Below are 13,144 nucleotides of genomic sequence, written 5' to 3' on the forward strand. Positions count from 1 at the left end.
CAATGCCACAACTTCAACCAGGCATGGCGCGCATCCGGGTCAAGGACCTGTGCCTGCGCACCTTTATCGGCATCAACGAAGACGAAATCCTCAACAAGCAGGACGTGCTGATCAACCTGACCATCCTGTATGCCGCCCAGGAAGCCGTGCGCGATAATGACATCGATCACGCGCTGAACTACCGCACCATCACCAAGGCGATCATCGCGCACGTAGAGGGCAACCGTTTTGCCTTGCTCGAGCGCCTGACCCAGGAGCTGCTGGACCTGGTGATGAGCAACGAATCGGTGCTGTACGCCGAAGTCGAAGTGGACAAGCCCCACGCGCTGCGCTTTGCCGAGTCGGTTTCGATCACTCTGGCGGCCAGCCGCTGATACTCAAGTGAGCCCTATGAACGACCAACAACGCCTCGAACTCGAAGCCGCCGCTTTTCGCCGGCTGGTAGCTCACCTGGACAGCCGCAAGGATGTGCAGAACATCGACCTGATGAACCTGGCCGGCTTCTGCCGCAACTGCCTGTCCAAGTGGTACAAGGCCGAGGCCGATGAGCGCCAGATCGAGCTGAGCCTCGATGACGCCCGTGAAGTGGTGTACGGCATGCCGTACGCCGAGTGGAAAGCCCAATACCAGCAAGAAGCCAGCGTCGACCAGCAAGCGGCGTTTGCCAAAGGAAAAACCCATGACTGACCTGAACACCCTGCGCGCCAACCTCACCAGCGGTAACCACGCGTTTGCCGACACCTTGGCGTTTGTCGCCGCAGGTTACGACTACCAGCAGCAAGCTTTCACCAACGGCGACGTCGAAAACGCTGCCGGGCAAAACGAAGGTTCGTGCAAGACCCTGGGGTTGGCGTTACTGGAAGGCCTGAGCGATCAGGAGGCACTGCTGGCGTTTGGCGAACACTACCGCTCGGTGGTGGCGACGCCTGAAGGCACTGACCACGGAAATATCCGCGCGTTGATCGCCCATGGTCTGGCCGGTGTGAAATTCACCGCACAGCCTCTGACGCGCAAATCCTGAGTCAAACACAGATCAACATGTGGGAGGGGGCTTGCCCCCGATAGCGGTGTATCAGTGTATCAGTCAACCATTCATCAACTGATACATGGCCATCGGGGGCAAGCCCCCTCCCACATTTAAATTGCGCACATAAAAAAACCGGCCTCTCAGCCGGTTTTTTTATTTCAACAACTTAGAACGAAGCGTCTTTCAACCCATCGAGGTAACGCTCGGCGTCCAGGGCCGCCATGCAACCGGCGCCGGCCGAGGTGATGGCCTGGCGGTAGACGTGGTCAGCCACGTCACCGGCAGCGAAGATACCTTCGATGTTGGTGGCTGTGGCATTGCCTTCACGGCCGCCCTGCACCACCAGGTAACCGTCTTTGGCTTCCAGCACACCTTCGAACAACGAAGTGTTCGGGGTATGGCCGATGGCGATGAACACACCGTCGACTTTCAGCTCGTCAAAGCTGCCGTCGTTGTTCTTCAGGCGGGCACCGGTCACGCCCATGTTGTCACCCAGGACTTCGTCCAGCGTGGCGTTGAGCTTGAGGATGATCTTGCCTTCAGCGACACGGGCGTGCAGCTTGTCGATCAGGATCTTCTCGGCGCGGAAGGTTTCGCGGCGGTGCACCAGGGTCACGGTGCTGGCGATATTGGCCAGGTACAGCGCCTCTTCCACGGCAGTGTTGCCGCCACCAACCACAGCCACTGGCTTGTTGCGATAGAAGAAACCGTCGCAGGTCGCGCAGGCGGAAACACCCTTGCCCATGAACGCTTCTTCCGATGGCAGGCCCAGGTAACGGGCGCTGGCGCCAGTGGCGATAATCAGCGCGTCACAGGTGTACACGCCGCTGTCGCCGGTCAGGCTGTAAGGCTTCTTGGAGAAGTCGACCTTGTTGATGTGGTCGAACACGATCTCGGTTTCAAAGCGCTCGGCGTGTTCTTTCATACGCTCCATCAGCACCGGGCCGGTCAGGCCGTGGACGTCGCCCGGCCAGTTGTCGACTTCAGTGGTGGTGGTCAACTGACCGCCCGCCTGCATGCCGGTGATCAGCAGCGGCTTGAGGTTGGCCCGGGCAGCGTAGACAGCAGCGCTGTAACCGGCAGGGCCGGAACCGAGAATAATCACTCGCGAATGACGGGTATCAGACATGACTCACTCCTATCGACCGCCCGCACAACAGGACGGCTGGAATAAAAAAGGACCGCGAAGCACTTGGGGAAGGCTTGAACTCGCGGATCCTGAAAATAATGGGTGCAGCGTATAGAGGGGGGCAAGATTAAGGAAATACGCAATAACAATCCAGCTCATAGGTAGTCTCTATGTAGTCCACTGGTTTGATCGACCTTGTCCTAACTCAGGTGCTACTGCTGATGTCGCCACTTTCACCGTCACGGCAAAGCCGGTAAGGTCGGCGCGTTCGCCCTTCTGCTCGGAGTCTTCCATGCCTGCCCCCGTTCTTTCCGGTCCGCAATACCTGCGTGAAGGCCTCAAACTGGTGTTAAGCCCAGGCCTGCGCCTGTTCGTGCTGCTGCCGCTGGCGATCAATCTGGTGCTGTTTTTTGGCTTGATCTACTTTGCAGGGCACCAATTCAGCCTGTGGGTCGATCACCTGATGCCCACGCTGCCCAGCTGGCTGAGCTTTTTGAATTACCTGCTGTGGCCGCTGTTCGTGGTGCTGGTGGTGTTGATGGTGTTTTTCACCTTTACCATGCTGGCCAATATCATCGCGGCGCCATTCAACGGCTTTCTCGCAGAGAAAGTCGAGGTCGTGGTGCGCGGCACCGACGACTTCCCGCCGTTCAGCTGGGGCGAGCTGGTAGCGATGGTCCCGCGCACCCTGGCCCGGGAAATGCGCAAGCTGGGCTACTTCCTGCCACGGGCCATCGGCCTGTTCATCCTGTCGTTCATTCCCGTGGTCAACCTGATCGCCGCACCCTTATGGTTGCTGTTCGGCGTGTGGATGATGGCGATCCAATACATCGACTACCCAGCGGATAACCACAAGCTAGGCTGGAACGAAATGCTCGCCTGGCTGCGCCAGAAGCGCTGGCAGAGCATGAGTTTTGGCGGGATCGTCTACCTGGTGCTGCTGGTGCCGGTGGTCAATTTGCTGATGATGCCAGCGGCGGTGGCCGGGGCCACGCTGTTCTGGGTGCGCGAGCAAGGTGCTGAGGCGATGGCGGGGCAACAGGTGGCCCGGTCATAAATCCATCATCCCAGTGACACAATGACGACATGGCCCGCAGCGACACTGTGGGTCATGACGACAGCCTCGCTCCACATCACCCTGATCACCGAAACCTTCCCGCCGGAAATCAACGGGGTGGCCAATACCCTTGGCCGCCTGTGCGACGGTTTGCGCGCACGTGGCCACCAGATCGAACTGGTGCGCCCGCGCCAGGGTGTCGATCAGAGCCGACCGAGTGACGATGAGTTGCTGCTGTGCCGGGGCTGGCCGTTGCCGGGGTATCCGGGGCTGCAATGGGGCCAATCGTCAATGCACAAACTCCTGCGGCGCTGGACCCGTTCGCGTCCGGATGTCTTGTACATCGCCACCGAAGGGCCGTTGGGCCTGTCGGCGTTACGGGCGGCGCGACGCTTGGGCATCAGCGTGGTCAGCGGCTTTCACACCAACTTTCAACAGTATTCGAACCAGTACGGCTTGAGTCTGTTAAGTCGCCTGGTCACCCATTACCTGCGCTGGTTTCATAACCGCTCGACGTTGACGCTGGTGCCCAGCGCGAGCCAGCGCCTGGAGCTGGAGCGCCGGCACTTCGAGCGTCTTGGAATGTTGTCGCGGGGGGTCGATAGCCAACTGTTCCACCCAGCCAAACGCGACTATAGCCTGCGCGAAAGCTGGGGCCTGGAGAGCGACGATATTGTGGTGCTGCACGTAGGACGCTTGGCCCAAGAGAAAAATCTCGGGCTGCTCAAACGCTGTTTCGATACGTTGCAGAGCGCTTATCCATCACGGCGACTGAAGCTGGTCATTGTCGGCGATGGACCGCAGCGCAGCCTGTTGCAGCGCGATTTGCCCGAAGCAGTGTTCTGCGGTACCCAGCGCGGTGAAGAACTGGCACGGCATTACGCCTCGGGCGATCTGTTTCTGTTTCCCAGCCTGACCGAGACGTTCGGCAATGTGGTGCTGGAAGCCATGTCTTGCGGGCTGGGCGTGGTGGCGTACGACCAGGCGGCCGCGACCCAGCATATTCGCCATGGTTACAACGGTGTGCTAGCGATGCCGGGGGATGAGAACGCGTTTTGCGATGCAGCCGTGTGGCTGCTCGAAGAGCGCGAGACGCTGCGCCGGGCGCGCCTGAATGCGCGACAGCACGCCAGCCGCCAGGGGTGGCCGGCGATCATCGAGCAATTCGAGCGCCAGTTGCGCGATGTATGCCAGGACGGGCACCCGGTGCCCACCCGGGCGTCGCTTACACCAGGCTCGTCAACGCCTCACGACTGAACGGCAGGATGTCAGCCTCACGCCCTTCACGCACCTTCACGGCCCAATCCGGATCTACCAGCAGCGCGCGGCCCACGGCGACCAGGTCGAACTCGTCGTTGTTCAAGCGCTCGAGCAGTTTCTCCAGGCTGGCCGGCTGCGCAACTTTGTCGGTGTTGACCATGAACTGCAGGAATTCGCCGTCCAGGCCGACGCTGCCCACAGTGATGGTCGGCTTACCGGTAAGTTGGCGGGTCCAGCCGGCCAGGTTGAGGTCGGAACCTTCGAATTCCGGCTCCCAGAAACGGCGCGTGGAACAATGGAAAATATCCACGCCGGCGTCGGACAGCGGCTTGAGGAATTCGCCCAACGCCTCGGGGGTTTGCACCAGGCGCGCGGTGTAGTCCTGCTGCTTCCACTGGGAAAAACGCAAGATGATCGGAAAGTCCGGGCCGACTGCAGCGCGGGTGGCCTGGATCAGTTCGATGGCGAAACGTGAGCGGTTGGCCAGGCTGCCGCCGTACTCGTCGGTACGCTGGTTGCTGCCTTCCCAGAAGAACTGATCGACCAGGTAGCCGTGGGCGCCATGGATTTCCACACCGTCCATGCCAATGCTCTGGGCGTCCTTGGCCGCCTGGGCGAAGGCGTCGATCACGTCCTTGATGTCCTGGGTGGTCATACCATGGACGACGACATGGCCATCCTTGAGCTTTTCCATCGGGCCATAGGCCGGCACGCTGGCGTCCGGTTCGGTGCCGATACGGCGCACGCTGCCCACATGCCACAACTGCGGAACGATCTTGCCGCCTTCGGCGTGGACCGCATCGACCACTTTCTTCCAGCCTGCCAGCGCCGCTTCGCCGTAAAAATGCGGAACGTTGGGGTAGCCGTTGGAGGCCCGATGGCCGACCACGGTGCCTTCGGTGATGATCAGCCCTACACCGGCAGCAGCGCGACGGCGGTAATACTCGATCACTTTGGAATTAGGTACGCCGCCCGGTGAGAACGAACGCGTCATGGGCGCCATGACCACACGGGTCGACAGCTGCAGAGCACCGAGCTGGAACGGTTTGAACAGGGCTTGAACGGGCATGGAGCACTCCACATCAGACGGATTTATGATGTAGATAATATGGGCGCCACGGCTGGCTGAATAGCACTATTGATCTGGGTGATTAACGCGATAAAAGCACCCGAATACCTGTAGGAGCGAGCGTGCTCGCGAAGAACCTGAGGACGCCGCGTATATTCAGGGCACACGCGTTATCGTTGGCGATTTTCGCGAGCAAGCTCGCTCCTGCAGGGAGCAGGGTCAGCTCAGGGCTTTTTCGATGGCCTGGATGATCGAGGGATCGTCCGGCGGGGTACGTGGCGAAAAGCGCGCCAATACGCGGCCATCCTTGCCGAGCAGGAATTTCTCGAAATTCCAGGTGATGTCCCCAGGAAATTCAGCGCCCTCGCCCGCCAGCAGGCGGTAGAGCTGGTGGCGATCATGCCCATTGACGTCGAGCTTGCTGCCCAGCGGGAAGGTCACGCCGTAATTGAGGCTGCAGAACTCGCGGATTTCGTCCTCGCTGCCCGGCTCCTGGCCCGCAAATTGGTTGCACGGCAGGCCAAGCACGGTAAAACCCTGGCCTTTGTATTGCTGGTAGAGGTTCTCCAACGCCGCGTATTGCGGGGTCAGGCCACACTTGGAGGCCACGTTGACCACCAGCACCACTTGGCCCTTGAAAGGCGCCAGCGGCAGCTCTTGTCCGTCCAAAGCTTTGAGTTTCAGGTCGTGGAAAGCACTCATGACGAACTCCAGATATCCTATATTCTTTGCGTTGCGGCACGTCGAGATTACAACCCGCAAGTCAGCAATCATAGACGCCGATTAGAAAACTCGCCTACTGATCACTGAGCGGTCGGCCAGGGCAAAATCGGAATCGCCGTCACCGCGTTCTGCGGGCTGCCCTCGATCAGGCGGTCGCTGTACACCAGGTAAACCAGGGTATTGCGCTTCTTGTCGAGGAAACGCACTACCTGCATGGTCTTGAATACCAGGGAAGTGCGCTCCTTGAACACTTCGTCGCCGTCCTTGAGTTCGCCCTTGAAGTGGATCGGGCCGACCTGGCGGCAGGCAATCGAGGCTTCGGCGCGGTCTTCGGCCAGGCCCAGGCCGCCCTTCACCCCGCCGGTCTTGGCGCGCGACAGGTAACACGTCACGCCGTCGACCTTGGGGTCATCGAAGGCTTCGACCACGATCCGGTCGTTGGGGCCGACAAACTTGAACACCGTCGACACCTGGCCGATCTCTTCGGCCGAGGCCAGCAGTGGCATGGCCAGTAACAGGCCGAGCAATCCCTTCATGATGCGCATCGTGTATTCCTTTGGTTAAACCAGGATCAGGTTGTCGCGGTGAACCAGTTCCGGTTCGGCCATATAACCCAATAGACCGACAATCGCGTCAGACGACTGCCCGATGATTTTCTGCGCCTCAAGCGCACTGTAGTTAGCCAGGCCGCGGGCGATCTCACGGCCATCCGGCGCCACGCACACCACCATCTCGCCGCGGCGGAAGCTGCCTTGCACCAACTTGACGCCCACCGGCAGCAAGCTCTTGTTGCCTTGAGACAACGCCGACACCGCCCCGGCATCCAGCACCAGAGTGCCACGGGTTTGCAGGTGCCCGGCCAGCCACTGCTTGCGTGCCGCCAGCATGCCGCGCTCCGGCGACAGCAGCGTACCGATGCGCTCGCCGGCCTTGAGACGGTCCAACACGCGCTCCAGGCGCCCGCCGACGATGATGGTATGGGCGCCGGAACGCGCGGCCAGACGAGCGGCGCGCAACTTGGTCTGCATGCCGCCACGGCCCAATGCGCCACCGACACTGCCGGCCACGGCGTCCAGCGCCGGGTCATCCGCGCGCGCTTCGTAGATCAACTGGGCGTCGGGGTTGTTGCGCGGGTCGGCGTCGAACATGCCGTCGCGATCGGTGAGGATCACCAGCAGGTCCGCCTCCACCAGGTTGGCCACCAGCGCGGCCAGGGTGTCGTTGTCGCCGAAACGGATTTCGTCGGTGACCACGGTGTCGTTCTCGTTGATGACCGGGATGACCTTGAGCTCCACCAGCGCACGCAACGTGCTGCGGGCGTTGAGGTAGCGCTTGCGGTCGGACAGGTCGTCGTGAGTCAGCAGGATCTGCGCCGTGTGGCGGCCGTGCTCGGCAAAGCTCGACTCCCAGGCTTGCACCAGGCCCATCTGGCCGATGGCGGCGGCGGCTTGCAGTTCGTGCATCGCGCTGGGTCGCGCGGTCCAGCCGAGGCGGCTCATCCCGGCGGCAACCGCCCCGGACGATACCAGCACCAACTCGACACCGGCCTCATGCAAGGCCACCATCTGCTCGACCCAGACGCTCATGGCTGCGCGATCCAGACCCTTGCCATCCGCCGTCAGCAATGCGCTGCCGATCTTTACGACCCAGCGCTGCGCGCCTGTCACTTTGCTCCGCATCATCTTCAACCTTAGAGTGAGGGCCGCGCGACCCAGCGCCGCCCATAACGTTATACCCGGATACCAAAACGCCGCTCCAGGGAGCGGCGTTCAAGTTTATCGCAACGAATCAGTCGCGCACGTAAATGATTTCCGGACCGTCTTCATCATCCACGTCTTCTTCGTCCCAATCATCGTCGCCGATGTCATGCACCGACTTCACGCCGCTGCGGCGCAGGGCACGCTGGTCGTCCAGGGCCTGGAGCTGGGCACGGGCTTCGTCTTCGATCTGCTGGTCGAGTTCAGCCAGTTCTGCCTTGAATACCGGGTCGGCCGCCAGGCGGTCGGCGCGGTCTTCGAGGTAGCGCATGATGTCGCGGCAAAGGCGCTCGGTGCCTTCTTTGGCGATGGCCGAGATCACATAGACCGGGCCTTCCCATTCCAGGCGATCAACGATTTCCTTGACGCGTTCCTCGTGCTCTTCTTCGAGGATCTGGTCGCACTTGTTCAGTACCAGCCAACGGTCACGCTCGGCCAGGGCCGGGCTGAACTTGGTCAGTTCGCTGACGATCACTTCGGCGGCGTCTGCGGCATTGGTTTCATCCAGCGGCGCCATGTCGACGAGGTGCAGCAGCAAACGGGTACGCGACAAGTGCTTGAGGAAGCGAATCCCCAGGCCCGCGCCATCGGAAGCGCCTTCGATCAGGCCGGGGATGTCGGCGATCACAAAGCTTTTCCAGCGGTCGACGCTGACCACGCCCAGGTTTGGCACCAGGGTGGTGAACGGGTAGTCGGCAACTTTCGGCTTGGCGGCCGAGACCGAGCGGATGAAGGTACTTTTGCCGGCGTTCGGCAGGCCCAGCAGGCCGACGTCAGCGAGTACTTTCATTTCCAGCTTGAGGTCACGCTGCTCGCCCGGCTTGCCCGGCGTGGTCTGGCGTGGCGCACGGTTGGTACTGGACTTGAAGCGGGTGTTACCCAGCCCGTGCCAGCCGCCCTGCACAACCATCAGCTTCTGGCCGGCCTTGGTCAGGTCGCCGATCACTTCCTGGGTGGCGGAGTCGATGATCGTGGTGCCGACCGGTACGCGCAGCACCAGGTCTTCGCCTTTCTTGCCGGTGCAGTCGGTGCTGCCGCCGTTGGAGCCACGCTCGGCATCGAAGTGCCGGGTGTAACGGTAGTCGACCAGGGTGTTGAGGTTTTCGTCGGCCATCATGTAGATGGAACCGCCGTCACCGCCATCACCGCCGTTGGGGCCACCGTTTTCGATGAATTTTTCGCGACGGAAACTCATGCAACCGTTACCGCCGTCGCCTGCTTTTACTCGGATGGAAACTTCATCAACGAACTTCATAACAAAACGCCTCTCGCCGCACGGACGAGCTTAAGAAACCAAGACATAAGACTCTTGCAAAAATGAGCGCAGCGACCTCAAGCAACGACCGCAAATCCTGCTGCCCTCGCCCATTACAAACAGCTTTGCAAGAGACTCACTCCACAAACGAAAAAGCCCCGTCGCAAGACAGGGCTTTCCCAGCGATCTCGCAATTAAGCTGCGACAACGCTCACGTAACGGCGGTTGAACGCGCCCTTTACTTCGAACTTGATCACGCCTTCGATTTTAGCGAAGAGGGTGTGATCTTTACCCATGCCAACACCGTAACCGGCGTGGAATTGGGTGCCGCGCTGACGCACGATGATGTTGCCCGGAATGATTTTCTGGCCGCCATACATCTTCACGCCAAGGCGTTTGGCTTCTGAGTCGCGACCGTTACGGGTACTACCACCAGCTTTTTTGTGTGCCATGAGTCAATTCTCCTAGTGAGGAATTAGGCTGAAATTAAGCCTGAATACCGGTGATTTTGATCTCGGTGTACCACTGGCGGTGGCCCATACGCTTCATGTGGTGCTTACGACGACGGAACTTGATGATGCGGACTTTATCGTGACGACCTTGGGAGATCACTTCAGCCACAACGGTAGCGCCAGCAACAACTGGAGCGCCGATGTTCACGTCATCGCCATTGGCGACCAACAGAACGCGATCAAAAGTAACGGATTCGCCGGTAGCGATTTCCAGTTTTTCGATCTTCAGGTATTCACCTGGGGCGACCTTGTATTGCTTGCCACCAGTAACAATTACTGCGTACGACATGGTATTTCTCCGATAATCCTGCTCACCCAGCTCTTTATAAGAAGAGGTATTGGCTGGCATGGCTGCATGGGATGGACGTCCCGAATGCAATTGCGTAAGGCAGGTGCTGCCCAGGAAGTTCAGGGTGCGCGATTGTACGCAAGCAACAGAAGTGTTGCAAGAGGCCGTCCATCGCGCCTTGACACCCAGGGACATGGGTCCTAGCATGCCGCGCAACCCTTCTGGAGCGACTGTCGCTGATGCAACCCCAAGCTTTCTACCGCGCGGTCGCGGACGATTTTACCGCCGTCGACGGCATCATCAAGCAGCAGCTGACGTCTAAAGTGCCGCTGGTCTCCAAAATTGGCGACTACATTACGTCGGCCGGCGGCAAACGCCTGCGTCCTTTATTGGTGTTGCTGTGCGGCAAGGCCCTGGGCCGCGAAGGCGATGACCTGCGCCTGCTGGCGGCCACCATCGAATTCCTGCACACCGCCACCCTGCTGCACGACGACGTGGTCGACATGTCCGGCATGCGCCGTGGCCGCGAGACCGCCAATGCCATGTGGGGCAACGCCCCGAGCGTGCTGGTGGGCGACTTCCTGTATTCGCGCTCGTTCGAAATGATGGTCGAGCTGGGCTCGATGCCGGTGATGAAGATTCTGTCCCAGGCCACGCGCATCATCGCCGAAGGCGAAGTGTTGCAGCTGTCGAAGGTGCGCGACGCCAGCACCACCGAAGAAACCTACATGGAAGTGATTCGCGGCAAAACCGCGATGCTCTTCGAAGCCTCCACCCACAGCGCCGCTGCGCTGTGTGGGGCGAGCGCCGAACAGGCCGAAGCCCTGCGCACCTTTGGCGACCACCTGGGCGTGGCGTTCCAACTGGTGGACGACCTGCTCGACTACCGTGGCGACGCCGAGACCCTGGGCAAGAACGTCGGTGACGACCTGGCCGAGGGCAAGCCGACCTTGCCGCTGATCTACACCATGCGCGAAGGCACGCCGGAACAGGCTGCCCTGGTGCGCAAGGCGATCCAGAAAGGCGGCATCGAAGATCTGGAGGCCATCCGCGCCGCCGTCGAAGCCTCCGGTTCCCTGGAGTACACCGCACAACTGGCACGTGACTACGTGGCCCGTGCGATCCAGTGCCTGCAAGCCCTGCCCGCCAGCGAGTACCGGGATGCCCTGGTCGAGCTGAGTGAGTTTGCGGTCGCCCGTACACACTAAAGCACCAGCGCCGCAGGACAATGTGGGAGGGGGCTTGCTCCCGATAGCAGAGTGTCAGCCAATGGAGAAGTTGGCTGCTGCACCGCCATCGGGAGCAAGCCCCCTCCCACATTTGAATTTCATACAGTCTGCAAGACAAAAAAACCCTATATAATGTGCGACTTTTAGTCATCCTGACTCTCAAGGAGCTTTAGTGAGCACGTTGCCACCCTGCCCGAAATGCAATTCCGAATACACCTACGAAGACGGGGCCCAGTTGGTCTGCCCGGAATGCGCCCATGAATGGTCCGCCAATGGCGAAGCCGACGTGAGCAGCGATGAAACCGTGAAGAAAGACTCTGTGGGCAACGTCCTGCAGGACGGCGACACCATCACCGTAATCAAGGACCTCAAGGTCAAAGGGACTTCGTTGGTGGTCAAGGTCGGCACCAAGGTCAAGAACATCCGCCTGTGCGACGGCGACCACGATATCGATTGCAAGATCGACGGCATCGGCCCGATGAAACTTAAGTCCGAGTTCGTGCGTAAAGTCTGATTTTGTCGCATCCATCCCACGCCCGCCGTGGGATGGCGTTTCGCCCTCTTCGTTGACCCATCGCAATCGCCACCCAGAAAAGCTCGGAAACCGCCAATAGGCGCTTGCTATTCTACGAATAAGAATTATTCTCATTGAAACCCATCAAGGAGAACGACCATGACTTATTTGATAGACGCCTGGCTGGACCGCCCACACCCCTACCTGCGGATCCTGCATCGGGAAACCGGCGAAGTATGTGCTGTGCTGGAAGAAGAAGCGCTGAATGAACTGCAGGACCAGGGTGACCTGGATGTGAATGGCCTGAGCTCAAGTGAGCCCGGCGTGCTGAAGGAAGTGGTGCGTAACTTGTTTCTATTCTGCTACGCCCGAGCGTTGCGCCCGGCGACGGAACTCAGTGGCAAGTTCCACCCATGAACCACCCTGCAATACCTTGTAGGAGCGAGCTTGCTCGCGAAGACCGCATAAACAACGCGTTCATCCAGGATGCCCGCGTCATCGTTGACGTTTTTCGCGAGCAAGCTCGCTCCTACAGGTGTTCAACAGCCAATCTTACAGAACGTCGAGCAGCTCGACGTCGAACACCAGAACGCTATGCGGCGGGATGCTGCCAACGCCCTGAGCGCCGTAAGCCAGTTCGCTCGGCACGTAGAGGCGCCATTTGCTGCCGGCATTCATCAGTTGCAACGCTTCGGTCCAGCCGGCAATGACGCCGCCGACCGGGAATTCCGCAGGCTGGCCACGCTCGTAGGAGCTGTCGAATACAGTGCCGTCGATCAGGGTGCCGTGGTAGTGAGTGCGCACTTGGTCTTCACGGGTCGGCTTGGCGCCATCACCGGCAGTCAGTACTTCAAACTGCAGGCCGGAAGCCAGGGTGGTAATGCCGTCACGCTTGGCGTTTTCAGCCAGGAATGCCAGGCCGGCGCCCGCAGCGGCTTCAGCCTTCGCGGCCGCTTCAGCTTGCATGACTTCGCGGATCACCTTGAAGCTGGCAGCCATTTGCTCTTGGTCAACACGGCTTGGCTTGCCGCCGAACGCGTCGGTCAGGCCGGCCAGGATTGCGTCCAGGCTCACACCCGGTGGCGGGTTGTCACGCAGTTGGTCGCCCAACTGACGGCCGATACCGTAGCTGACGCGGGTTTCGTCGGTGGACAGATTAACTTCGGACATGAAGAGGCTCCGCTGTAGGGCGACGCTGAAAAACCCCAGCACAGCAGGATTTTTCTGACCGCCCAGAACTAAAAGGGCCAGCAGACTAGCACACAAGTCCGACGCTTGATGAGCCCCGCCCTGTCTTGGCCATTTCAGCGAACGCGCGCCCAT

17 protein-coding genes are annotated in these 13,144 nt (G+C 60.3%); 8 read left to right on the top strand and 9 right to left on the bottom strand.

The window, feature by feature from the left end; translation table 11 throughout:
- Nucleotides 1–2 precede the first annotated feature (2 nt).
- From folX to C4J94_RS22740, 3 genes are read left to right on the top strand one after another with little or no spacing between them, the layout of a single operon-like run.
- Nucleotides 3–374, top strand: coding sequence for a dihydroneopterin triphosphate 2'-epimerase (folX, locus tag C4J94_RS22730; protein WP_003194073.1), 372 nt, complete (start codon nt 3–5; stop codon nt 372–374).
- 16 nt (nt 375–390) lie between these two features.
- Nucleotides 391–687, top strand: a complete 297-nt coding sequence (locus tag C4J94_RS22735; protein ID WP_124388163.1) for a DUF1244 domain-containing protein — start codon at nt 391–393, stop codon at nt 685–687.
- Nucleotides 680–1,021, top strand: a complete 342-nt coding sequence (locus C4J94_RS22740) for a HopJ type III effector protein (protein WP_124388164.1) — start codon at nt 680–682, stop codon at nt 1,019–1,021. The genes C4J94_RS22735 and C4J94_RS22740 overlap by 8 nt, the downstream gene beginning before the upstream one ends.
- 172 nt (nt 1,022–1,193) lie before the next feature.
- Here C4J94_RS22740 and trxB read toward each other — a convergent pair whose 3' ends face one another.
- Nucleotides 1,194–2,156, bottom strand: a complete 963-nt coding sequence (trxB, locus tag C4J94_RS22745) for a thioredoxin-disulfide reductase (protein ID WP_003194076.1) — start codon at nt 2,154–2,156, stop codon at nt 1,194–1,196.
- 292 nt (nt 2,157–2,448) lie between these two features.
- On the opposite strand from trxB, the gene cysZ reads away from it, so the two are divergent.
- Nucleotides 2,449–3,213 (top strand): sulfate transporter CysZ, encoded by a 765-nt coding sequence (gene cysZ, locus C4J94_RS22755; protein ID WP_124388165.1) that lies wholly within the window; start codon nt 2,449–2,451, stop codon nt 3,211–3,213.
- Between the two features lie 54 nt (nt 3,214–3,267).
- On the top strand, nt 3,268–4,470 hold the full coding sequence (locus C4J94_RS22760; protein WP_124388166.1) for a glycosyltransferase family 1 protein: 1,203 nt from the start codon (nt 3,268–3,270) through the stop codon (nt 4,468–4,470).
- On the opposite strand, the gene C4J94_RS22765 is transcribed toward C4J94_RS22760, so the two are convergent.
- The 7 genes from C4J94_RS22765 to rplU form a co-directional block, all read right to left on the bottom strand.
- Nucleotides 4,439–5,542: an NADH:flavin oxidoreductase gene (locus tag C4J94_RS22765; protein WP_124388167.1), complete on the bottom strand. Its 1,104-nt coding sequence runs from the start codon at nt 5,540–5,542 to the stop codon at nt 4,439–4,441. The genes C4J94_RS22760 and C4J94_RS22765 overlap by 32 nt on opposite strands.
- A 219-nt stretch (nt 5,543–5,761) precedes the next feature.
- On the bottom strand, nt 5,762–6,244 hold the full coding sequence (locus tag C4J94_RS22770) for a glutathione peroxidase (protein ID WP_124388168.1): 483 nt from the start codon (nt 6,242–6,244) through the stop codon (nt 5,762–5,764).
- Nucleotides 6,245–6,345: 101 nt separating this feature from the next.
- Nucleotides 6,346–6,810, bottom strand: coding sequence for a CreA family protein (locus tag C4J94_RS22775; protein WP_124388169.1), 465 nt, complete (start codon nt 6,808–6,810; stop codon nt 6,346–6,348).
- A 15-nt stretch (nt 6,811–6,825) separates the two neighbouring features.
- Complete coding sequence (gene proB / locus C4J94_RS22780; protein WP_057013120.1) at nt 6,826–7,944, bottom strand: glutamate 5-kinase; 1,119 nt, start codon at nt 7,942–7,944, stop codon at nt 6,826–6,828.
- A gap of 109 nt (nt 7,945–8,053) precedes the next feature.
- The gene (cgtA, locus tag C4J94_RS22785; protein WP_124388170.1) at nt 8,054–9,277 is read right to left on the bottom strand and encodes an Obg family GTPase CgtA; all 1,224 of its coding nucleotides are present in this window, start codon (nt 9,275–9,277) and stop codon (nt 8,054–8,056) included.
- Between the two features lie 194 nt (nt 9,278–9,471).
- Nucleotides 9,472–9,729 (bottom strand): 50S ribosomal protein L27, encoded by a 258-nt coding sequence (gene rpmA / locus C4J94_RS22790; protein ID WP_003176049.1) that lies wholly within the window; start codon nt 9,727–9,729, stop codon nt 9,472–9,474.
- A gap of 34 nt (nt 9,730–9,763) precedes the next feature.
- Nucleotides 9,764–10,078 carry a 50S ribosomal protein L21 gene (gene rplU, locus C4J94_RS22795; protein WP_003176051.1) on the bottom strand — a complete coding sequence of 105 codons (315 nt, stop codon included), beginning with the start codon at nt 10,076–10,078 and terminating at the stop codon, nt 9,764–9,766.
- Between the two features lie 239 nt (nt 10,079–10,317).
- Between rplU and C4J94_RS22800 the strand changes: the two genes are divergently transcribed.
- The 3 genes from C4J94_RS22800 (at nt 10,318) to C4J94_RS22810 (ending at nt 12,238) form a co-directional block, all read left to right on the top strand.
- The gene (locus C4J94_RS22800) at nt 10,318–11,286 is read left to right on the top strand and encodes a polyprenyl synthetase family protein (RefSeq protein WP_124388171.1); all 969 of its coding nucleotides are present in this window, start codon (nt 10,318–10,320) and stop codon (nt 11,284–11,286) included.
- A 193-nt stretch (nt 11,287–11,479) separates the two neighbouring features.
- Nucleotides 11,480–11,821 carry a zinc ribbon domain-containing protein YjdM gene (locus C4J94_RS22805; RefSeq protein WP_124388172.1) on the top strand — a complete coding sequence of 114 codons (342 nt, stop codon included), beginning with the start codon at nt 11,480–11,482 and terminating at the stop codon, nt 11,819–11,821.
- Nucleotides 11,822–11,980: 159 nt separating this feature from the next.
- The gene (locus C4J94_RS22810) at nt 11,981–12,238 is read left to right on the top strand and encodes a hypothetical protein (RefSeq protein ID WP_057724031.1); all 258 of its coding nucleotides are present in this window, start codon (nt 11,981–11,983) and stop codon (nt 12,236–12,238) included.
- Nucleotides 12,239–12,373: 135 nt separating this feature from the next.
- Here the strand turns inward: C4J94_RS22810 and C4J94_RS22815 are convergent, their stop codons facing one another.
- Nucleotides 12,374–12,991 (bottom strand): FKBP-type peptidyl-prolyl cis-trans isomerase, encoded by a 618-nt coding sequence (locus C4J94_RS22815; RefSeq protein ID WP_010206497.1) that lies wholly within the window; start codon nt 12,989–12,991, stop codon nt 12,374–12,376.
- Between the last annotated feature and the right edge of the window lie 153 nt (nt 12,992–13,144).

The sequence above is a fragment of the Pseudomonas sp. R5-89-07 genome (assembly GCF_003851685.1).
GTDB lineage: Bacteria > Pseudomonadota > Gammaproteobacteria > Pseudomonadales > Pseudomonadaceae > Aquipseudomonas.